The organism is Ruegeria profundi (assembly GCF_049800715.1).
Lineage (GTDB): Bacteria > Pseudomonadota > Alphaproteobacteria > Rhodobacterales > Rhodobacteraceae > Ruegeria > Ruegeria profundi_A.
Window position 1 is genome coordinate 85,227 of record NZ_JBNAFO010000001.1, and the last position, 20,647, is coordinate 105,873.

21 protein-coding genes and 1 tRNA gene are annotated in these 20,647 nt (G+C 59.5%); 12 read left to right on the forward strand and 10 right to left on the reverse strand.

The annotated features are described in order from the left end of the window. The first annotated feature begins 51 nt into the window (after positions 1-51). Positions 52-1,686, forward strand: coding sequence for a citramalate synthase (cimA, locus tag ACP15L_RS00425; RefSeq protein WP_425082731.1), 1,635 nt, complete (start codon positions 52-54; stop codon positions 1,684-1,686). Continuing rightward, positions 1,683-2,465 carry a squalene/phytoene synthase family protein gene (locus ACP15L_RS00430; protein WP_425082732.1) on the forward strand — a complete coding sequence of 261 codons (783 nt, stop codon included), beginning with the start codon at positions 1,683-1,685 and terminating at the stop codon, positions 2,463-2,465. The genes cimA and ACP15L_RS00430 overlap by 4 nt, the downstream gene beginning before the upstream one ends. Here the strand turns inward: ACP15L_RS00430 and ACP15L_RS00435 are convergent, their stop codons facing one another. Then, positions 2,466-3,692 (reverse strand): MFS transporter, encoded by a 1,227-nt coding sequence (locus tag ACP15L_RS00435; protein WP_425083195.1) that lies wholly within the window; start codon positions 3,690-3,692, stop codon positions 2,466-2,468. It lies immediately after the preceding gene. A gap of 97 nt (positions 3,693-3,789) precedes the next feature. On the opposite strand from ACP15L_RS00435, the gene ACP15L_RS00440 reads away from it, so the two are divergent. Genes ACP15L_RS00440 through ACP15L_RS00455 form a run of 4 tightly spaced genes read left to right on the forward strand, consistent with a single transcriptional unit; the run spans position 3,790 to position 5,886 of the window. Then, on the forward strand, positions 3,790-4,422 hold the full coding sequence (locus ACP15L_RS00440; RefSeq protein WP_425082733.1) for a DNA-3-methyladenine glycosylase family protein: 633 nt from the start codon (positions 3,790-3,792) through the stop codon (positions 4,420-4,422). Beyond that, positions 4,419-5,084, forward strand: coding sequence for an alpha/beta hydrolase (locus ACP15L_RS00445; protein ID WP_170479682.1), 666 nt, complete (start codon positions 4,419-4,421; stop codon positions 5,082-5,084). The genes ACP15L_RS00440 and ACP15L_RS00445 overlap by 4 nt, the downstream gene beginning before the upstream one ends. Before the next feature lie 2 nt (positions 5,085-5,086). Beyond that, complete coding sequence (locus ACP15L_RS00450) at positions 5,087-5,590, forward strand: N-acetyltransferase family protein (RefSeq protein ID WP_425082734.1); 504 nt, start codon at positions 5,087-5,089, stop codon at positions 5,588-5,590. Continuing rightward, positions 5,584-5,886, forward strand: a complete 303-nt coding sequence (locus ACP15L_RS00455) for a putative quinol monooxygenase (RefSeq protein ID WP_425082735.1) — start codon at positions 5,584-5,586, stop codon at positions 5,884-5,886. The genes ACP15L_RS00450 and ACP15L_RS00455 overlap by 7 nt, the downstream gene beginning before the upstream one ends. A 5-nt stretch (positions 5,887-5,891) precedes the next feature. On the opposite strand, the gene ACP15L_RS00460 is transcribed toward ACP15L_RS00455, so the two are convergent. Together ACP15L_RS00460 and ACP15L_RS00465 are read right to left on the reverse strand one after the other, a co-directional pair. Continuing rightward, the gene (locus ACP15L_RS00460) at positions 5,892-6,317 is read right to left on the reverse strand and encodes a VOC family protein (RefSeq protein ID WP_425082736.1); all 426 of its coding nucleotides are present in this window, start codon (positions 6,315-6,317) and stop codon (positions 5,892-5,894) included. Positions 6,318-6,349: 32 nt separating this feature from the next. Further along, on the reverse strand, positions 6,350-6,955 hold the full coding sequence (locus tag ACP15L_RS00465; protein WP_425082737.1) for an rRNA large subunit pseudouridine synthase E: 606 nt from the start codon (positions 6,953-6,955) through the stop codon (positions 6,350-6,352). A 213-nt stretch (positions 6,956-7,168) separates the two neighbouring features. Here ACP15L_RS00465 and ACP15L_RS00470 point away from each other — a divergent pair, with 213 nt between their 5' ends. After that, a complete protein-coding gene (locus ACP15L_RS00470) occupies positions 7,169-7,756 on the forward strand; it encodes an HNH endonuclease (RefSeq protein WP_170458136.1) in 588 nt (195 codons plus the stop codon). Here the strand turns inward: ACP15L_RS00470 and ACP15L_RS00475 are convergent. Next, entirely contained in the window at positions 7,753-8,220 is a 468-nt protein-coding gene (locus ACP15L_RS00475) for a disulfide bond formation protein B (RefSeq protein ID WP_170638759.1), read from the reverse strand. The two genes, ACP15L_RS00470 and ACP15L_RS00475, sit on opposite strands and share 4 nt — an antisense overlap. Next, complete coding sequence (locus tag ACP15L_RS00480; protein WP_425082738.1) at positions 8,217-8,795, reverse strand: YqaA family protein; 579 nt, start codon at positions 8,793-8,795, stop codon at positions 8,217-8,219. Before ACP15L_RS00480 ends, ACP15L_RS00475 begins: the two co-directional genes overlap by 4 nt. A 145-nt stretch (positions 8,796-8,940) precedes the next feature. Here ACP15L_RS00480 and ACP15L_RS00485 point away from each other — a divergent pair. From ACP15L_RS00485 to ACP15L_RS00500, 4 genes are all read left to right on the forward strand, one after another. Beyond that, positions 8,941-9,026: transfer RNA gene (locus ACP15L_RS00485), tRNA-Leu, on the forward strand. Positions 9,027-9,430: 404 nt separating this feature from the next. Then, entirely contained in the window at positions 9,431-10,399 is a 969-nt protein-coding gene (locus ACP15L_RS00490; protein ID WP_170467054.1) for a TAXI family TRAP transporter solute-binding subunit, read from the forward strand. Between the two features lie 102 nt (positions 10,400-10,501). Continuing rightward, positions 10,502-13,114, forward strand: coding sequence for a TRAP transporter permease (locus ACP15L_RS00495; RefSeq protein ID WP_425082739.1), 2,613 nt, complete (start codon positions 10,502-10,504; stop codon positions 13,112-13,114). Then, the gene (locus ACP15L_RS00500; protein WP_425082740.1) at positions 13,111-13,542 is read left to right on the forward strand and encodes a universal stress protein; all 432 of its coding nucleotides are present in this window, start codon (positions 13,111-13,113) and stop codon (positions 13,540-13,542) included. Before ACP15L_RS00495 ends, ACP15L_RS00500 begins: the two co-directional genes overlap by 4 nt. Before the next feature lies 1 nt (position 13,543). On the opposite strand, the gene ACP15L_RS00505 is transcribed toward ACP15L_RS00500, so the two are convergent. Genes ACP15L_RS00505 through ACP15L_RS00515 form a run of 3 tightly spaced genes read right to left on the reverse strand, consistent with a single transcriptional unit; the run spans position 13,544 to position 17,620 of the window. Then, positions 13,544-14,581, reverse strand: coding sequence for a lipocalin-like domain-containing protein (locus tag ACP15L_RS00505; protein WP_425082741.1), 1,038 nt, complete (start codon positions 14,579-14,581; stop codon positions 13,544-13,546). Beyond that, the gene (locus tag ACP15L_RS00510; RefSeq protein WP_425082742.1) at positions 14,571-16,976 is read right to left on the reverse strand and encodes an ABC transporter permease; all 2,406 of its coding nucleotides are present in this window, start codon (positions 16,974-16,976) and stop codon (positions 14,571-14,573) included. Before ACP15L_RS00510 ends, ACP15L_RS00505 begins: the two co-directional genes overlap by 11 nt. After that, positions 16,973-17,620: an ABC transporter ATP-binding protein gene (locus ACP15L_RS00515; protein ID WP_425082743.1), complete on the reverse strand. Its 648-nt coding sequence runs from the start codon at positions 17,618-17,620 to the stop codon at positions 16,973-16,975. The genes ACP15L_RS00510 and ACP15L_RS00515 overlap by 4 nt, the downstream gene beginning before the upstream one ends. 159 nt (positions 17,621-17,779) lie before the next feature. Between ACP15L_RS00515 and ACP15L_RS00520 the strand changes: the two genes are divergently transcribed. Then, on the forward strand, positions 17,780-18,214 hold the full coding sequence (locus ACP15L_RS00520) for an ion channel (RefSeq protein WP_425082744.1): 435 nt from the start codon (positions 17,780-17,782) through the stop codon (positions 18,212-18,214). Here the strand turns inward: ACP15L_RS00520 and cls are convergent. Both cls and ACP15L_RS00530 read right to left on the reverse strand, forming a co-directional pair. Then, positions 18,211-19,623 carry a cardiolipin synthase gene (cls, locus tag ACP15L_RS00525; RefSeq protein ID WP_425082745.1) on the reverse strand — a complete coding sequence of 471 codons (1,413 nt, stop codon included), beginning with the start codon at positions 19,621-19,623 and terminating at the stop codon, positions 18,211-18,213. The genes ACP15L_RS00520 and cls overlap by 4 nt on opposite strands. Before the next feature lie 23 nt (positions 19,624-19,646). Further along, positions 19,647-20,621, reverse strand: a complete 975-nt coding sequence (locus ACP15L_RS00530) for an HAD family hydrolase (protein ID WP_425082746.1) — start codon at positions 20,619-20,621, stop codon at positions 19,647-19,649. Positions 20,622-20,647: the final 26 nt, after the last annotated feature.

A 20,647-nucleotide genomic window follows, 5' to 3' on the forward strand; every position in this document is an offset into this window, starting at 1 on the left:
TCCGCGCGCCACGTGGAAAGATCGACTACTCTGGGCCAGCGGGAGCAAGCCATGACCAAGGAACGCCTCTATCTTTATGACACGACCCTGCGTGACGGGCAGCAGACGCAGGGTGTGCAGTTCTCGACGGCGGAGAAAGTGCAGATCGCGCAGGCTTTGGACGCGCTTGGGGTGGACTATATCGAAGGCGGGTGGCCCGGGGCGAACCCCACGGACAGCGCGTTTTTCGAGGTCGCTCCGAAGACCTCTGCCCGGTTGACAGCCTTCGGCATGACCAAACGCTCCGGACGGTCGGCCGAGAACGACGATGTCCTGGCGGCCGTTATGAATGCCGGGACGCAGGCCGTTTGTTTGGTGGGCAAATCGCATGACTACCACGTGACCCATGCGCTTGGCATTTCACTGGAGGAGAATGTCGAGAACGTCCGCGCCTCGGTCGCGCATCTTGTGGCGAAGGGGCGTGAGGCGCTGTTCGATGCGGAGCATTTCTTTGACGGCTACAAGGACAACCCGACCTATGCGACCGAGGTCTGCCGGGCCGCTTTGGATGCGGGCGCGCGTTGGGTAGTGTTGTGTGACACGAATGGTGGCGCTTTGCCATCCGAGGTCGGGCGCATTGTGTCCGAGTTGATCTCCGCAGGTCTGCCGGGGGATCGGCTGGGTATTCACACCCATAACGACACCGAAAACGCCGTCGCGTGTTCACTGGCGGCTGTCGATGCGGGCGCGCGCCAGATTCAGGGCACTCTGAACGGTTTGGGAGAGCGATGTGGCAATGCCAACCTGACCGCTCTGATCCCGACATTGCTGTTGAAGGAGCCCTATGCCTCGGGGTTCGAGATCGGTGTGAACCCGAACGCGCTGGCCGGTTTGACGCGGGTGAGCAGGATGTTGGACGATATCCTGAACCGGGTGCCGAGCAAGCAAGCGGCTTACGTAGGGGCCTCGGCTTTTGCGCACAAGGCGGGGCTTCATGCGAGTGCGATTCTCAAGGACCCATCGACCTACGAACATATCGACCCGGCGACGGTAGGGAACACGCGGATCATTCCGATGTCGAACCAGGCCGGGCAGTCGAATCTGCGCAAACGGCTGAACGACGCTGGCCTGATGGTTGAAAAGGGCGATCCCGCCCTTGGCCGTATTCTCGATCGGATCAAACAGCGCGAGGCTGAGGGGTATTCCTACGATACCGCTCAGGCGAGTTTTGAGCTGCTGGCGCGTGATGAGCTGGGGCAGATGCCCGAGTTCTTTGAGGTCAAGCGCTACAAGGTCACCGTTGAACGCCGCAAGAATAAGTACAACAAGATGGTCAGCCTGTCCGAGGCCGTTGTTGTGGTGAAAGTGGACGGTGAAAAGAAGCTCTCGGTCAGTGAATCGGTGGATGACCAAGGCAGCGACCGAGGGCCGGTGAACGCGCTCTCCAGGGCGCTGGCAAAGGATCTGGGGCAGTATTCGCAGGTGCTGTCGGATATGCGGCTGGTGGACTTCAAAGTGCGGATCACCCAAGGCGGAACCGAGGCGGTGACCCGCGTCATCATCGACAGCGAAGACGGGCAGGGGCGGCATTGGTCGACCGTGGGTGTAAGTGCCAACATAGTCGACGCCTCGTTCGAAGCGCTGCTGGAGGCGATCCAGTGGAAACTGGTCCGCGATAGTGGGCATCGGAAAGCGGCGGCCGAGTGACCGCCGTCTTTGACGAAGACGTAAAGGCTTGTGCGGCCCTTGTGCAAAAGGCCGATCCGGACCGTTTTCTTGCCACCATGGCGTCCCCCGTCGAAGCGCGGGCAGTTCTGTTTCCGATCTATGCGTTGAATGCCGAAATTGCGCGCGCACCATGGGTCACACAAGAGGCGATGATTGCCGAAATGCGCCTGCAGTGGTGGCGCGATGCGTTGCAGGAAATTGCCGAAGGGCGACAGGTGCGGCGGCATGAGGTGGTGACCCCTCTGTCCAGGGTGTTGTCGCCACATCTGGCCGGTTTGCTGGATGAATACGTGGCTGTCAGGCGGTGGGATATCTACCGCGATCCGTTCGAGGATACAGAGCATTTCGAGAAGTACATCGACCAAAGCGCTGGAACGTTGATGGTAGTCGCTGCGCAATCCCTCGGGGCTGCGGATGAGGGCGTTTTGCGCGATTTCGGCTACGCAGTCGGCGTCGCAAACTGGTTTCGGGCCATTCCGGAACTGGAGGCCCGAGGGCGGATTCCCTTGCTTGACGGCACTGAGGACGGAGTACGCGCGTTGGCGGACACTGCGTTGAGGCGGTTGAAGTCCGCGCGCAGCAGGCGATCTGAGGTTTCCCGCGCCGCTCGCCCGGCGCTCTATGCCGGATGGCAGGCCGAGTGGGTTTTGCGGAAGGTCCTGGCCAATCCCGCGCGTGTCGCGCGCGGGGATCTGGCGCAGGGGGAACTCGGGCGCAGGATCTCTCTGATGTGGACGGCCAGCACGGGCCGCTGGTGATCAGGCGGTGTCTGGCTCGGCCGGGCGCATGACCAGCCACAACAATGCGCCTCCCGCCAGCGTAAGGAGGGGGACCATGGCAAGGTTGACAGCCGTCCACCCTTCGACCGGGGACCCACCCGAGCAGTTCATCAACCCGCCCGAGGCCAGCGAGGCAAAGGTCACGCCGCCAAACACCAAAAGGTCGTTCATGCCCTGCATCCGGCCACGCTCACTCACGTCATGAGAATCGGCCAGCATTGAGGTCGCGCCAATGAAGCCGAAGTTCCAGCCGATCCCCAGCAGGATCAGAGCGATGAAAAAGTTGCCAAGCTCCACCCCTTGGAGTGCGACGACGCCTGCGGCGCCGAGAATGGCAAGGCCGAGCGCAACGATTTTTTCAACGCCGAAACGGGCAATCAGGTGGCCGGTGAAGAAGCTGGGAATATACATGGCAAGCACGTGGCCAGTCACCACATCTGCCGCATCATTGGCCGTGTATCCGCACCCGACCACAGCCAGAGGGGTCGAGGTCATCACGAGGTTCATCAGCGCGTAGGACACCATGGCGCAAATAATGGCGACGGCGATCCGAGGGGTCTTCAGCATCTCGATCCGCGACCGGCCTTTGGGGCTGTCTTCGCTCGCGCGCGGAGGTGTGGGGATGTCGAGAAAGAAGAACAGCGCCGAGCCGATGACGTTGATGCCGATCACCGCCAGATAGGTGCCCAGGAACGGAATGACATAGGCCGTTGAGGTCAGCTTGACGATCTGCGGGCCAATTATGGCAGCTGCGAGCCCGCCCGCCATCACATAAGAAATCGCTTTGGGCCGAAACGCGTCCGATGCTGTGTCAGCCGCCGCAAAACGGTAGAACCCGTGCGCGCTCATGTAGATGCCGGTCAACAGACTGCCGATCAAGAAAACCGGGAAAGAGCCCAGATACAGACCATATGCTCCGATCAGACCGCCAAGCGCACCGGCGGTTGTTCCGACCAGAAACCCGGCGCGGCGGCCCCAGCGTTGCATGATCGCAGAGATAGGCGTTGCCGCCAGCATTGATCCCAAAACGATCAGCGAAATGGGCAGCGTCGCAAGGCAGGCGTTTGTGGCCAGAGATTGGCCGGCCAGCCCTCCGACAATGAACATCATTGGCATTTGCGCGCCCAGAACAGCTTGCGCTGCCACAAGGACTGCAACATTGCGCTTGGCCTGATAGTCGTTCGGAGTCTCTGAAATCACAGTCATGACGCCATGCGTATCGGCGATCTGCGGCTTGCACAAGCGGGTTGCATACGCGGCAAAGCGCCCTAACGTGCAAGTGACCGAAAACACCGGAGCGCACATGTCCGTCGGACGCATCATCGAAACCAACGCCTGTGTGTCCGAAGGGGCCGAGTGGCTTGCCCAATCCTGTCCGCGTATGGCCTATGCGATGGAACAGACGGGGCCTCTGCCTCTGCGTCGTAAACCGGATGGTTTTGCGCAGTTGTTGAGCGCAATCGTCAGCCAACAGGTCAGCGTTGCCTCGGCCAATGCGATCTGGAAACGAATGCAAGAGGCGAAACTGACCGGCCCGCGCAAGATTATGTGGGCGACTGATGAGGATTTGCGGGCCGTCGGGCTAAGCCGCCAGAAGATCCGCTATGCCCGTGCTCTGGCTGAAGCGCGTATTGATTACAGAGCGTTACGCGACGCTCCTGATGTAGAAGTCATCTCGACCCTGACCGAAGTGTCCGGAATCGGTGTCTGGACGGCCGAGATTTACGCGATGTTTTCACTTGGCCGCGCCGACGTGATCGCTCCGGGCGATCTGGCCCTGCAAGAGGCCGCGCGCGTTCTCTACGATCTACCCAAACGTCCAACAGACAAAGAGCTGCGACAGATGGCCGAGGCATGGTCTCCGTGGCGGTCGGTTGCGGCGCGGGTTTTGTGGGCCTATTACCGGGTGGCCAAGCAAAGAGAAGGGATCAGATGACACGGGTTTTGAACGCGCTCAGGAAAGAGCCGGTTTCGGGCGACACACGCTCGGTCGTGGTGTTCGTACACGGCTATGGGGCGAACGGAGCCGATCTGTTGGGCCTTGCCGACCCATTGGGCGAGCATTTGCCCGATACGCTGTTCGTAGCCCCTGATGCGCCGGAGCAGATCCCAGGAATGCCAAATGGATTTCAGTGGTTCCCAATCCCGTGGATCGACGGATCGTCCGAGGAAGAATCCCGACGCGGCATGGAGATGGCAAGCGACGACTTCAACGCCTTCCTCGACGCGCTTATGGTGGACGAAGACGTGCTTCCCGAGCAGGTCGTACTGTTCGGGTTCAGCCAGGGCACAATGATGAGCCTGCACGTCGCCCCGCGCCGTGAGGACCCAGTGGCTGGCATCGTCGCCTTTTCAGGCCGTTTGCTGGAGCCTGACTTGCTTCCAGACGAAACGGTCAGTCGGATGCCGATCCTATTGGTCCATGGTGATGCCGATGACGTCGTGCCTCCGCAATCGCTGCCCGAGGCGGCCGAGGCCCTGCAAGCGGCGGATTTCAAAGAGGTCTACGCCCATGTCATGAAAGGCACCGGCCACGGTATCGCGCCGGACGGCCTGAGTGTGGCGCTAGCCTTCATGCGCGACAAGCTGAGCCTGTAGCTGTGATTGCGGTTCGCCCCATGATGCCCGAGGATGTGGCCGACGCCTGCCGCATTCTCAACGATATCATCGCCGCAGGTGGGACAACCGCACATGAAATTCCGTTTTCGGAGGCGTTGTTTGCAGAAAGCTATCTGACCGGGGCCGATAAGATCTGCTGCCACGTCGCTCTGGACGACCAAGGCGCGTTAGCCGGGTTTCAGTGGTTGGGAACTCACGATGCCTTGCCCGAGGATTGTGCGGATATTGCCACCTTTACCCGGCGCGATCCTCCATTGCGTGGTGCAGGGCGTGCGTTGTTTCAAGAAACCTCGAAAACAGCGGCGACCTTGGGGTTCAAGGCGATCAACGCTACCATACGTGCGGACAATTCGCCGGGCCTTGGCTACTACGAAAAAATGGGGTTCGTTGACTATTCTGTGGACTATGGCCGCCCACTGCGGGATGGCACACCGGTCAATCGAATTTCGAAACGCTTTGATCTTGGAAAGGGCAACGCATGTTGATTGTCACCGGAACCGTCGAAGTCTCGGCCGATCATGTAGAAAAGGCGGCCGAGGCTGCAAAGGTGATGGTCGCAGAAACGGTGAAAGAGCCGGGCTGCCTGATCTATGAGTTCAGTCAGGTACTCGGCCACGCGAACCTCTTCCGGGTCTATGAAGAATGGCAGGATCAGGCGTCGCTAGAGGCGCATTTCGCCGCCCCGCATATGGCGGCGTTCCAAGCCGTATTGGCTGAGGTCGGTGTGATCTCAAGCGAGATCTATCGCGTTGTGGGTGGGGAAAAGCAGTCCTTGCGCTGACGGTTTCAGGCCCAAAGGTGCCCTTCGGCAAATTCGACCGAGTTGCCAGAAGGATCCCGCACGTAAAGGGACCGCGCGCCGTTTGGCCAATCGAACTCGGCATCCAGGGGGATGTTCCAATCCAGCAGATGCTTTCGCATTGCAGCCATCTCATCCCGCGTCAGGACGAGGCACACATGCCCTGGCCCTAGCGCGCCGTGCGGAGGGACAGGCAGGTCTGGGTTTAGCGGTGGCAGCTGGGTCTTTTCAGGATTGAATATCAGCAGAACAGAGGCTCCGACCCGATAAAACACGTGGCGGTCCTCAATGCGTTGTATCTTTTCCAGACCCAGAACCTCACCGTAGAACCGTTCGGCGGCGTCCAGATCATCGACATAAAGCGCCGCTTCCAAGATGGCAGAGGGGGCCGGTATCTCGGGTGTCACCTTCATGCGGTTCAGTTTAGCCCGGCGCTTGTGGTCTGTCACCGTCGGGGGCGTCGATCCCGTTTGCGCTGAGCCGTAACCTGTATCTGCGGCATCGGCAGGCTGTCCCACTGGCCCGTCTTGAGCCCTTCAAGCGTCCAGTCTCCGATGCGACAGCGGATCAGGCGCAGGGTCGGCAGACCAACCGCCGCTGTCATCCGGCGCACCTGTCTGTTCTTGCCTTCGCGAATCGTCAGTTCGATCCAGCTGTCCGGCACGGTCTTGCGTTCGCGGATTGGAGGAATACGGGGCCAGAGGTCTTCGGGCTCTTCAATTTCCCGCACCTTGGCGGGGCGGGTTAGGCCATCCTTCAACTCGACACCGTCGCGCAGGGCCTTGAGTGCCGCCAAATCCGGCTCGCCCTCGACCTGCACCCAATAGGTTTTGGCGATCTTGTGCTTGGGGTCTGAAATCTGCGCCTGCAGCTTGCCGTTGTCGGTCAACAGCATCAGCCCTTCGCTGTCACGATCCAACCGACCGGCGGGATAGACGCCGGGCAGATCGATGAAATCCGACAGGGTGCTACGCGGCGACTCGGCGTTTGCGCGGTCGGTGAACTGCGGCAGCACATCAAAGGGTTTGTTGAATCGAATGAACCAGCTCATACCTCCGCCATAGCCTGCAAAACACGCTGTGTGCAACCTGTGGATAACTGTCATCTGTCTGTTACGGATTCGGCTTACCCAGTCTGCGACATATTGTGGAAACTCAGGGCTTGTCAGAGTTTTAACACGATATATAGTTATCTTAAGGCCGGAGCGGGTGCTCTCCGCTCTGGTGTCACAAACGGGCAGCTGAGAGCGAGGAGCGATTCTGTGATGGACGGAGACTTCAGGACCGATTTTGTAAGAGAACCGGGTATGCTCAAACAGCATCCGGCCTTGGTTTTGAATGCCGATTACCGCCCTCTATCCTACTATCCCTTGTCTCTGTGGCCGTGGCAGGAGGCGGTCAAGGCAGCCTGGTTGGACAGGGTCGACATCGTGGCTGAATACGACGAAGTGGTCCGCAGCCCGAGTACCGAGATACGAATACCGTCGGTGGTTGTCCTAAAAGACTATGTAAAACCCAGAAAGCGCGTGGCCTTCACGCGCTTTAATTTATTTCTGAGGGATGAATTCCGCTGCCAGTATTGCGGAAGCCGGGACAACCTGACATTTGACCATGTGGTGCCGCGCGCCGCCGGAGGTGTGACGAGCTGGCAGAACGTGGTTGCGGCATGCAGCCCGTGCAACCTGCGCAAAGGCTCCAAATCGCTACGTCAGGCAGGAATGAACCTGCGCAAACCACCGCGTCAGCCCGATGCAGAGGCTTTGCGCAATATCGGACGGAAATTCCCGCCGAACCACCTGCATGACAGCTGGATCGACTTCCTCTATTGGGACGCGGAACTGGACGAGGCTTAAGCCTTCGCCCGCCACGCGGCCAGCCAGAGCAATACCAAAACCGCAGATATGGCTGCGTTCCATCCGGCCATGGACAAGCCAAACATTTCCCACGGAATCTCATCGCAGCGCACCAGCGGGGCAGCCATGATCTGGTTCATCAGCTCTTCTGCTGACAACCCTCCGATATCGCCCGAGGTGCAGGTTGAGGGACCTTCCCACCATCCTTGCTCGACGCCCGCGTGGAAGAAGCCAATTCCGGCCGTGATCATCGCGGCCAAGGCTCCTATCAGCGGTAGCGGGTTGAGTTTTGGCAACACCAAGGCCAGAGCCCCGATCACGACTGCAGCAACATGGGGATAGCGTTGCCAGATGCACATTTTGCAGGGTGCCAGGCCACCAATATGCTGAAATCCCCATGCGCCCAACAATAGAGCTGCCGATCCTCCGGCTGCGAGGATCACGTAAGTCGATCGTTTTGTCATAGATATTTAACCGCCAGAAACCCACCAAACAGCAGGATGATGAACAGAGTGAACATAAGCCCGAGGCGCTTTTCGATGAAGTCCCGGATCGGCTCTCCGAACTTCCACAGTAGGCCTGCCACAAGGAAGAACCGCAACGCACGCGCCAGAATCGAGGTCGCAATGAAGGTACCCAGCGGCATGCCGGTCCAGCCGGACATGATGGTGATTACCTTGTAGGGGAAGGGGGTAACACCGGCCGCCAGCACGGCCCAGAAGCCGAAATCGTTGAAGCGGGTGTTGAACTCTTCCATCGCGTCGGCCTTGCCCATGGATTCGAGAATGGGTTTTCCGATGCTTTCATAGGCAAAGGCGCCAATCGCATAGCCCAGCATACCGCCCAGAACCGAGGCCACCAGGGCAACGCCTGCAATGAGCCACGCCTTCGAGGGGCGCGCCAGAATCATCGGGATCATCAGGACATCGGGCGGAATCGGAAAGAATGAGCTTTCGATAAAAGCCACGACTGCAAGAGCCCATAGGGCATGAGGGTGCTCGGCCAGCCGAATGGTCCAGTCATACAGGGATCGCAGCATCACACTCTCACAGTCGCGTCTTGGGTCGTGACAGGCAAACCACGGGCGTGCGGGAGGGTCAACTGCCGTGCGGCCAACAATCGACGGGGCAGTGTGTTTTTGCCTCTGGACCTTCCCAGTCAGGGACGCTAATCCAATGTCCGTGGCCCAAGTGGCGGAATGGTAGACGCAGGGGATTCAAAATCCCCCGGTAGTGATACCGTGCCGGTTCGAGTCCGGCCTTGGGTACCAAAGTAAAAACAGAGAGTTAGGGGAACCTGCTCTCTGTTTTTTCTTTTTCAGGTGATGTCATGCTACGCAAGTACACCCTAATTGGGCATTTAACCCGCGATCCACTGAACAAAATGCGTTTTGCCGCGATGTGCGGTCCAATGGGTCAGAAGCCCCAGCGCGATGGGGAAAGATTTGAAAACAACCTCATATCTGATGCGTGGGGCGTTCTGTTGAAGGGCTGGCCTTGACTTTCAGCGTATCTGAATGAAACCTCGGACCTGTTGGGAGATATCGGAAAATCTATACAGCTGGCCCTGTTGCAATGCGGATTGATCTGACCTATCGGCACAATCCCCAATGCGGGTCCCGGAAGGGAGGCGTCAGCCTTTTCCCGCCCAAGTCATAATAATGGGAGTTCTTAAATGAAAAACAGCAGCAAGCTTAGCCTCGGCGCGTTTGTGACCGCTGCAATGATGGCACCTGCCGCCTATGCGGAAGAGTTCATCACCATCGGTACAGGTGGCGTAACCGGCGTGTACTATCCTACCGGTGGTGCGATCTGCCGTCTGGTCAACAAAGGCCGCAAGGAACACGGCGTACGTTGCTCGGTCGAATCGACCGGCGGCTCGGTCTACAACATCAACACCATCCGCGAGGGTGAGCTGGAGTTTGGTGTGGCCCAGTCCGACTGGCAGTACCACGCATTTAACGGCACATCGAAATTCGAAGAGGCTGGCCCCTTCGAAAATCTGCGCGCCGTATTCTCGGTACACCCCGAGCCCTTCACCGTTGTGGCCCGTGCCGATTCCGGCATCGCCAGCTTTGAAGACCTCAAAGGCAAGCGCGTAAACATCGGCAACCCCGGTTCCGGTCAGCGCGGCACCATGGACGTTGTTCTGGAAGCTATGGGCTGGACGCTGGACGACTTCGAACTGGCATCTGAGCTTAAAGCGGCCGAGCAGTCGGCAGCTCTGTGTGACAACCAGATCGACGCGATGATCTACACTGTGGGTCACCCGTCGGGTTCGATCCAGGAAGCGACCACCGCATGTGACTCCGTTCTGGTGAACGTCACTGGCGACGCGATTGACGGCCTGATCGACGGCAACTCGTACTACCGTACCGCGACCATTCCGGGTGGCATGTACCGTGGCTCAGATGGTGACACCACCACCTTTGGTGTGGGCGCGACATTCGTAACTTCGGCAGATGTGTCGGAAGATGCTGTGTATGCAGTTGTCAGCTCGGTCTTCGAGAACTTTGACGATTTCAAAAAGCTGCACCCTGCATTTGCAAACCTGAAGCCCGAAGAGATGATCGCGGACGGCCTGTCGGCTCCGCTGCATCCGGGTGCTGAAAAGTACTACAAAGAAAAAGGCTGGGTTCAGTAAACCAGACCTAAAGCAGGGTGCCCAAGGGCGCCCTGCAACCCAAGCCCGGATCGAACGGGCAAAAATAAGGCCAAAAAGGCCAGATGACGGGGAGACATTTATATGAGTTCCGACACGCAATCCAACCGACCGCTATCCGAAGAAGAGCTGCAGGAGCTTGTAGCCTCATCCGACGCGGGCGGTCGTAACCCGGTCGGTAGTGTCGGGATCTTTCTGGCGATCGTCGCCGCGCTTTGGTCAGTGTTTCAGGTCGTTTTGGCCTCTCCAGTATCAAACGTCGTTTTGCCCGGCAGCGTGGTCAACAACTCGCGCCAGATCCACTTGGCCTTTGCGATGTTCTTGGCTTTTGCGGCCTATCCGGCGCTGAAATCCAGCCCTCGGAACTATATCCCCGTGCAGGACTGGCTTATGGGCCTGCTGGGCGCGTTTGTGGCGCTCTATGGGTATTTCTTCTACGACAAGATCGTGAATGCGGGCGGTCTGGCGGACGACACCGATAAATGGGTCGCGCTGGGTGGGTTGCTGTTACTGTTCGAGGCCGCGCGTCGTGCGCTAGGCCCGGCCATGGCGATTATTGCAACGATCTTCTTGGCCTATGTCTTCTTCGGTTCGTCCGAATGGGTACCTGAGGTGATCCGCTGGAAAGGCGCGAGCCTGAAAAAAGCCATGAGCCACATGTGGATTACGTCCGAAGGCGTGTTCGGCATCGCGCTTGGAGTCTCGACGAAATTCGTCTTCCTGTTCGTGCTGTTCGGCGCCTTGCTCGACAAGGCCGGGGCAGGGAATTACTTTATCAAGATGGCCTTTGGCGCCCTTGGCCACCTGCGCGGTGGCCCGGCCAAGGCGGCTGTTGTGGGGTCTGCGGCGACCGGTCTGATCTCGGGCTCGTCGATTGCAAACGTTGTGACCACCGGTACATTCACCATTCCGCTCATGAAGCGCGTCGGCTTCTCTAGCGAACAGGCGGGCTCGGTCGAGGTTGCCTCATCCGTGAACGGCCAGATCATGCCACCCGTCATGGGGGCCGCGGCCTTCCTGATGGTGGAATATGTGGGCATTTCTTACGTTGAGGTCATCACTCATGCCTTCCTGCCGGCGGCGATCTCTTACATCGCGCTGGTCTATATCGTGCATCTGGAAGCCGTGAAGCGGAACATGCCTACGCTGGGCAACCGTGAGGTTCACCTCGCGCGGACCGTGGTCGGGATGCTGTCCTTCTTCATCGTCTTTGCTGGCCTGTGCTATGGCTCGCAATACCCGGTCGAAGCGGTCACCAGCATGGTGCCAACCGCCGCTGGCATGGTGCTTAGCCTGATCGTCTGCGCAGTCTATGTGGCGCTGCTGTATCTGGCTGCGCAGGTCCCTGACCTTGAGCCGGATGATCCAAATGCCAAAGAGGTGGAACTGCCCGTCATCGCCGACATCTACAAGGCTGGTCTGCACTATCTGCTGCCGATCATCGTGCTGGTCTACTTCTTGATGATCGAGCAGAAATCGCCGGGGCTGTCCGCCTTCTGGGCAACGGCGCTGCTGTTCGTGATCCTTCTGACGCAGAAGCCGCTCAAGGCGATCTTCCGGGGCGAGAGCGAGGTCTACAACCGCTTCATCGATGGTGTTGCCGATCTGTGGCAGGGCCTGATCGACGGCGCGCGCAACATGATCGGGATCGCTCTGGCTACAGCCACGGCGGGCGTGATCGTGGGCACCGTGACCCTGACCGGTGTGGGCCAAGTGATGGCCGATCTGGTCGAATTCCTGTCGGGCGGCAACCTGATCCTAATGCTGGTGATGGTTGGTATCCTCAGCCTGATCCTGGGTATGGGCCTGCCGACCACGGCGAACTACATCGTCGTAAGTTCTCTGATGGCGGGTGTGGTTGTTGAGCTGGGCGCGCAGAGCGGACTGATCGTGCCGCTGATCGCCGTGCATCTGTTCGTGTTCTACTTCGGGATCATGGCGGACGTGACGCCTCCGGTTGGGTTGGCGAGCTTTGCGGCTGCGGCTGTGTCCGGTGGTGATGCGATCCGTACCGGTTTCACGGCCTTCTTCTATAGCCTGCGGACCGTTGCGCTGCCGTTTGTGTTTATCTTCAACACAGACCTGCTGCTGATCGACGTGACATGGGTCGAAGGGATCACCGTTGCCATATTTGCTACGATTGCGATTTTGGTCTTCACGGCGGGTACCATGGGTTATTTCCTGACCCATAACCGCATCTATGAAAGCGTTGCTCTGATCGCGGTGGCCTTTGCGCTGTTCCGGCCAGACTTCTTCATGGACCGGATCTCGCCACCCTTTAGCTCGGTCGAGCCAGCCGCCTTCGTGGAAACCATCGGAGAAACGCCTCCGGGCACCGAGGTCCGCGTTGTTGTCAGTGGACCGGACTTCGACACGCTCGAGATGACGGACACTACCGTTGTCGTGACTGTCGGCGATGAAGAGGGCGGTGCCGCGCGCGTTGACGCCATGGGCCTGCTGCTCTTGGAAGAGGACGGACTGGTCAAGCTCGAAGAGCCTCTGTTCGGTTCGCCTGTCGCGGATGAGCTTGGCATATTCGACTATTACGGCGATGACGCGGTGCGTCTGAGCTCGGTCAGCCTGCCGTCCGCTCAGCCTCCGAAACAGCTGATCTATATCCCGGCGATGCTCTTGTTGGGCCTGATCGCCTTCCTGCAACGCGGCCGGGCCGCCAGACAAGAAGAGGTGGCGGCATGACACAATCGGTTCTCTGCGCCGTAGATATCAGCAATGGTGATCTGGACAGCCCGGTGCTGAAGAAAGCGGCCGCACTGGCAGATATGGACGGCGCGCAACTGGATGTGGTGACCGTCCTTCCAGACTATGGCGAAAGCTGGGTCTCGGGATTCTTCGAGGCCGACCACCACGAGAAGGCGTTGGAACAGGCACAGGCTGAGTTGACCGAGTTATGCGTGGCGACCTTGGGTGCAGAGCGCAACGCCTCCGTCCGGCATGTCGTGGCCACCGGGACCGCTTATCAGGAGATCCTGAAAACGGCGGAAAGCGCGGGGTCGGACTTGATCGTAATCGGGGCGCACAAGCCGGACCTGAAAGACTATCTTCTGGGGCCGAATGCCGCCCGTGTGGTGCGGCATGCGAACGTCTCGGTCTACGTTGTGCGGTAGATCAGTATCCGGTCATCTCCAGATAACCGCGCCCGGCGTGGCTGCCTGAGACGGTGACCGGGCCTTCCCAGTACTCAAATCGCGTTCCCATCCACGCATCGGGGAGCAACGCCGCGACCTCAACATCCAAGTCATAGTCCGGCAATGTGACGTTCCAGCGTATCGGCACGTCGCGCCCGGCAACCGACGCGGTTTCAAGCGGCGTGAAGGAGGCCGACCCGTCAGGCAAAGCCCGCGTGGTGCCATCTGCATTGATCCAAGTGGCCGCCGTAAAGTCCTGACGATCACCGCGCAGGCGAAAACCCATCAGCTTCTCGCCAGTATCAAGGCTGAGCGAAAACCAATCCCATCCGCTCTGATCCTCGGCCAGCGGCTGCGAGGACCACTCGCGATCCAACCACGCCTGACCGGTGACCGTGACGTCCCGGTCCGGCAGATGCAATGTGCCTTCCACAGCGTAGAACGGTTGCGAATAGTAGTAGCTCGCCTGTCCGTCGGCGGATTTTACGGAATAGCCAGCACCCCCATGAAAGACCAACGGCCCTTGAGCGTTCAGCGCAAACTTATAGCCAAAATCCGTGCCATTGGCGGTCAGAGACAGAGTATCAAAGTCAGGTCCACTCATCCGCCACTCGTCGATCCATGCCGCAAAAGGCTGCGCCGTGACACCGGCCTGGCCCACGCCACCGCGTGACAGGCGTTCCGCAAAGAAATGGCGTTCAGGCGTGGTGACTGCCGCGTGACCCATCCAGATCTGAGGGCTCTGCCAGCCTTCGGTTTCAAAGGGTTTGAGGGCTGATCGGAACAAGGTCCATTGAATGCCATAGTCCTGCCCATCGTCTCCCTTCAGGTTGGCCGTCAAATACCACCACTCGATCCGATACGCCGGATGAGGGCCGTGATCTGCGGGGAATTCGAAAGTGTAGCCGCGTTGAGGGACTTCGAACCCTTCTGCAGAACCGCCAAGCCCTGCATACCCCTGAGCCAAGGCACCGAGGGGAAAAAGAAGCAGGGCTATCAAAAGGGCCTTAGCGTTCATTGGCAAATACTCTCAGCAGGTCGGCGGGTGGCAGCCGTAACAGACGCAGGGCGGGCAGGGCGGCCGCGGCCAGCGCGGCAACGAGGGTCAGCAGGAAGAGAACCAGCCAGTCCCATGGGAAGACATACATCGGCAGCCGCCAGCCGAAGGCCTCGACATTGATCACGGCCAGCAGCACCCAGGCGAGGATCAGCCCAAGAGGAAGCGCAAGGCAAGCCGTCATCGCGGCCAGAATGGCGCTGCGCGAAAGCTCCAGCCGCGCCAATTGCGCGCGATTCAACCCAAGCGCCCAAACCGGAGCGATCTGGGGCAAGCGCTGCGTCCAGAGCGTCAGGAGGCTGGTGAGGATGGCAAAACCGGCAACCCCAAGCGTTAGAACATTCAGGGCAGAGGTCACCACAAAGGTTTTCTCGAAGATCGCGCGGGATTGGGCTTTCATCGCGGCCTGTTGAACGATGGCCTGAGGCGCAAGGTCGAACCGCTCGCGCAGAGTCTGCGCCAAATCGGTTGCGCGGTTCGGATCGCTACGAATGCCGAACCGGCGCGCTTCTTGCCCCGGTGCGATTTGGTCCAGTTGCGCCATCGAAACAATCGCTTGCCCGGTCGGGTTGCCATAGTCCGAGTAAACCCCTGCGACTGGCAGTTGGTGGTTCGGACCAAGGCGTAGCACGTCACCGGGCCAAAGGTCGGCGCGTCGCGCAAGCTGTTCGTTGATCAAAACCGCACCACCCGACATGACCCGATCCCAACTGTCATCGGTGCGCGCGATCAACGGCCAATACTGGCGGTAGGTCGGGTCGTCGACCACGCCATACAGGAACAACGGCCCGGTTTCATGCGCCAGTTCAACGTTGCGTATGGGGAGGATGGCGGTGACTTGCGGCTCTAGCCACTGGGTGATCTCACGCCCTTGTTGGTTGCTCTCAGCCGTCAGGTAAAGCTCGGATGTCAGTCGTTGATCCAGCCAGCCGACAAAGGTGAGGCGGAAGCTGGAGACCATGGTTCCCACGCCGATATTCGCCGCCAGGGCCAGCAGCAGCGCCATCAGGGCGAGCGACAGACCGGGCAGTTGTGCGCGCATGTCGGCCCAGACCCATTGCGCAACCGGTCCGCGGGCGCGACGAGCGCAAAGTTTTAATGCAATGGACAGGCAAAGTGGTAACAGCAAGGCTGCACCGGTCAACAGACCGGCCAAGAGTGCGAAACCTCCGAGGAGGCCTCCGACCGCGGTGTAGGCGAGGCCCCCGAAGACAAGCAGCGCCACGCCGCTGTAGGCCGCTAGCCGTTGGCCTTGCCCGCTGCCGCGCCAGGCCTGCACGCCCGGGCCAGCCAATAACGGCATTCGTGACAGGCGCCAAAGGGCTTGTGCGCTCGCGATCAGAGTGCCTCCGAGCGCCATTCCCAGTCCGACCATCGCCCATGCGGGTTGGAGGGTCAATTGCCCGGTCACAGGCGCCCCATAGAGACCACGCAATGTGGCGGCCACATCTGGCAAAAGTGCTCCGGCGAGGAAGAAACCCAGGATCAGGCCGATAGTGCCTCCGATCAGAGCCAGTAGGGTAAGTTCAGCTAGGATCAACCAGACCAGCCGCCGCATCGAGACCCCCAGCGCCCGCAGGGTTCGGATCATGCCCCGACGCTGTGCAAAGGCCAGACCGACCGTGCCGTTGACGATGAACAGCCCCACGGCAAAGGACAGCATTCCAAACGCGGTCAGGTTCAGGTGGAAACTATCGGTCAGCTGCGCGGTGTCGACTTGTGAGGCAGGGCTGGCCCGCTCCAATTCGGGCGCGATTTCCGACAGTGGAGGGACCGAGCGGGGTTGGTTCGGCAGAACCACAAGGCGAGAGATTTGGCCGGACGCGCCGAGCAGGGTTTCGGCGACTCCGATGTCCGTCAGGATCACGTCGGGTGGAAGCTCGGTCGTGATCAGGACCGGCGGCAGATTGTCCTGTGACTGCAATAGGGTGGCCAACTCGTCCGAGGCCAGCAAGCGGCCCGGGGCCGTCAGGATATCAGCGGGATCCGTTTCGGCCTCAGCCTCGGTGATCGCAGGCAGAGCCGGATAGGCGACCATGTCGACGCCTAACACGCGCAGCGTTCGGCCTTGGATGCGATAGGGCCCCTCGAGCACCGCTGCGACTTGCCAACCTGCGCGGCGCAGGTCGGCGTAGCGGTCCAGCGGGATCGCGCCTGAAGGGTCGCGCAGTTCGTCAAATTGACCCAAGGCAAGCTGCGCATTGGCACGGGCGTAGCTGGCGCGGGCCTCGGCGTTGATCGCCTGAACGGCCGACCAAAGCCCGGTTGCCAATGCGATCCCAATCAGAAGCGTTGCAAGCTGCAACCAATGGCTTCGCCAATGAGACGACAGCGCCTGTATTATGGCAGCCGTCATTGAATACGCCCGCCTGCCAAGTGAACTCGGCGATCCAGTTGGCCTGCGATCTCTTGCGAATGGGTCACGAGCAGCAGCGCGGCACCTGACTCAGCCACGAGGGACAGCATCAGATCCAGAACGGCCGCACTGGCGGTTTCATCCAGATTTCCCGTTGGCTCATCCGCGAGCAGTAGGTTGGGTCTGACGGCCATCGCGCGCCCTATGGCGACGCGTTGTTGTTGACCGCCGGACAGTCGCTCAGGGAAGCGGGACAGAAGATCACTTAGGCCGAGGCGATCAGCTAGATGAACCTCCCATTCGGGGTCGTGGCACTCAGCCAACCGCGCGTGGAAGGACAGGTTCTGGGCGACCGTCAGCGATGGGATCAGGTTGAACTGCTGAAATACCAGCGAGACGTGTTTCCGTCGTAGCCCGGCGCGCCCGGCATCATCCAGACGTGACAGAGCAATACCGTCCAGCGTGATCTCTCCGGCATCAAAATGATCCAGCGCAGCCGAAAGGTTCAGCAGGGTGGATTTGCCACTGCCGCTTTCACCGGTTAGCGCCAAGGTTTGGCCGTGGTCCAGCGACAGCGAAACATCCTGCAGCACAGGCCGTCCACCGGGATAGGTCTTGTGAACATGTTCAATCGACAACAGCATGATCCGCCTCGCTTTTCGTCCTAGATGTGCAACTGTTTGACCCGCTGTCCAGTGCCGACTGGGTCTTGATACCTGACATCGGCCTGTGCCCTTGTGCTTGCGGGCCGCAAAGGTCATGCTGAGACGACCTTACCGCAGCTTGATTCAGGACGTAAAAACATGACCTTGCTACATCAGATTGTCTGGGGAAGCACGTTTCTGGGCCTTTGTTTTCTGGTCGAAATCCTGCTTTTGACATGGTGTACCGTGGTGATCATGAAGATGGAAACCAATCTGGAAAAGAGAGGCGTGTTTCTGGGCACGGCGATGCCGATTGCGGTGGCTCTCGTTTTCATTGTCGCGATCCACACCATTCAGGTTTGGATTTGGGCGATCGTCTGGGTGTTGCTCGACGTTCTGCCGGATTGGAACACCGCGATTTACTTTTCCTTGGTGACCTTCACGACCCTGGGCTACGGCGACATTGTTCTGGGTGAGGCACTTCGGATTTTCGGATCTTTCGCTTCTGTGGCGGGGCTGTTGGCCTTTGGCCTGTCGACCGCTTACATGGTTGCGATGATGACGCGCGTATTTCAGGACCGAATTTTCTCTTAAAGAATAGGGGCAAAGAGCCGCGCCAGAGGGGCACCAAAACGGATATGGGCTGGTTGCTGGGGCATGGATCGCGTTAGCTCATAGCAGTTCTCGAAATCGGCCGACAGCATCTCACTGACGGCTTCCGCCGCGCGTGGGTCGAAGAACAGCGCCATTGCTTCGAAATTCAGCCGGAATGAGCGGTTGTCCAGATTTGTCGTTCCAACCGCAGCCAGGGCATCGTCGACCACAAACGCCTTTTGATGCATGAAGCCGTCAGTGTAGCGAAACACGCGTACGCCGCAGTCTCGGATCTCATCGAAATAGGCGAAGGCGGCCAACCACGGCAGGCGGTGGTCGATCACGTCTGGCAGCAGAATACGGACATCGACGCCGCGCATCGCGGCGTGCTGCAGGGCGGTCATGATGTCGATATCCGGCACAAAATAGGGCGAGGCGATCCATAACCTTTCCTTGGCCTCAGCGATGGCGGCAAAGAACAGCATTGCGCCGGTTTCGGTGTCATCTCCCGGCCCGGTTGCCACCAAAAGGGCATTCATGTCCTGCTCGGCCTCGCTTCCTGCCCAATCAAGGTGGTCAATCAGATCCTCATCGCGCGCCCAGTGCCAGTCTTCGCAGAAAATCAGTTGTAGTTGCCGCACGATATGGCCGGTCATTTTCAGGTGTGTGTCACGCCAATGGCCGAAACGATCGCTTTGGCCCAGATACTCGACCCCGACATTGTGACCGCCGATGAAGCCGGTTTCGCCATCAATGATCACTGTTTTGCGGTGATTGCGATAGTTCAGCTGAAACCGGAAGTTCGGGCCACGTTGTTCTTTGGGGTCGGCCACATCTATCCCGGCCTCGCGCATCGTTTCGAGATACGTTGTCGGAAGGCCGTAGCTGCCGACAGCATCCGTCATGAACCGAACATGCACACCGCGCTTGGCAGCGGCGATCAGCTTTTTCTGCAGCTCTTGCCCAAGCGTGTCATCCCGGACGATATAGAACTGGATCAGGATGTAGTTTTCAGCCGCATCAATGGCCTTGAAAATCGCGTCAAACGTGGCCTGCCCATCGACCAGCAGCTCGGCCCCGTTCCCGCGTGAGACGGGCAGGTGGGCCAGAACCTCGAACGGACGCGGGTTGAGTGTCATGGTCGAGGGATCGGGTTTCGAATAGTCGGCAAAGGTCTTGATGCCTTCGACGACGCGCTCGCTTTCCTGTCGCGCGATGCGGTAGCCGCGAAAGCGGTGGTGGCCCAGAAACAGATACATCGGTACCGCCAAGAACGGGGCCGAGATCAGGAAGACCACCCAGCCCACGGCCCCCTGAGGGGTACGCGCGGTTTGTGCCGCGCGCAGCGAGAACAAGCATGCTGTCACGTAGAGACAAAAAACGAGAGCAGAAACAAGCAATGTCCACATGGGCTTAGGGCCTCCGGCGCAGGTTAGTCAGCACCAGTGTAGATGCGAGACCAGTCCTGCGCCATATCCACAATGACCCAGCCCATGTCGGGGCCTTTATCCAGCCCGTCAACCAAGCGGCCAATTGGGCTCTCGCGGTCATAGGCCCATTCCCGTTCCGCATCCGTGTGGTGGACAAGGACCCCAAGACGCGGACCATCACCCGCCGTGGTCCACTCCATCATGGCGAAGTCGCCGTCCGAGTTACCCCCGGCCAGAATGGGGCGTTTGCCGAGCGTGCGTTCGATGTTGATCGGCTTGCCTTCTTTGTCGTCGATAAAGGCGATGCCCGGTTCCTTGACGATGGTTGGAACACCATCGACCTGCGCATAGCTGGTAGTGCCATAAGTGCCGAGGATCTGTTCAGGCGGGATACCATAGGCCTGTTCGGCAAAGACCCGCATGAAATGAAGACCGCCGCCTGAGACGATGTAGGTCGTGAACCCCTCATCACGCAGATAACGCAGCAGCTCGACCATTGGTTGGTAGGTCATCTGATCAAAGGGTAAACCAGTATCGGGGTGCTGTGTTGTGGCAAGCCAGTCTGCTACGGCTGCCTGAAACGCCTCGACGCTGACGCCGGAATGCGAGGCGTTGACGACCTCGATCAACGCGTCGTGCCCCCCTTCCAGGACGGTCGCAAGATCACCCTCTGCAGCGGCTTTCAAGGTCGGAGTGGTCAGGATGCTTGGATCTTGCTCAGCCATCGCGGCCAGCCGATCCATCGCAAAGATGAACTGGAAATAGACAGGCTGTTCCGCCCAAAGCGTGCCGTCATTGTCAAAGACCGCGACCCGGTCCGCAGGGGTGACATAATCCGGGCCGTCAGGGTCGGTCACGGCCTGGACAAACTCTACAATCGCGGCTTTCGAGTCACTTTGCGTCCAGCTGGGCAGGGGGTCCGCCAGCGACGCAAAGGGGGCAACAGACAAAAGGGCGCTAAGAACAGCGTGTTTCATGAAATTCTCGGTGGTTTTGGAATGGA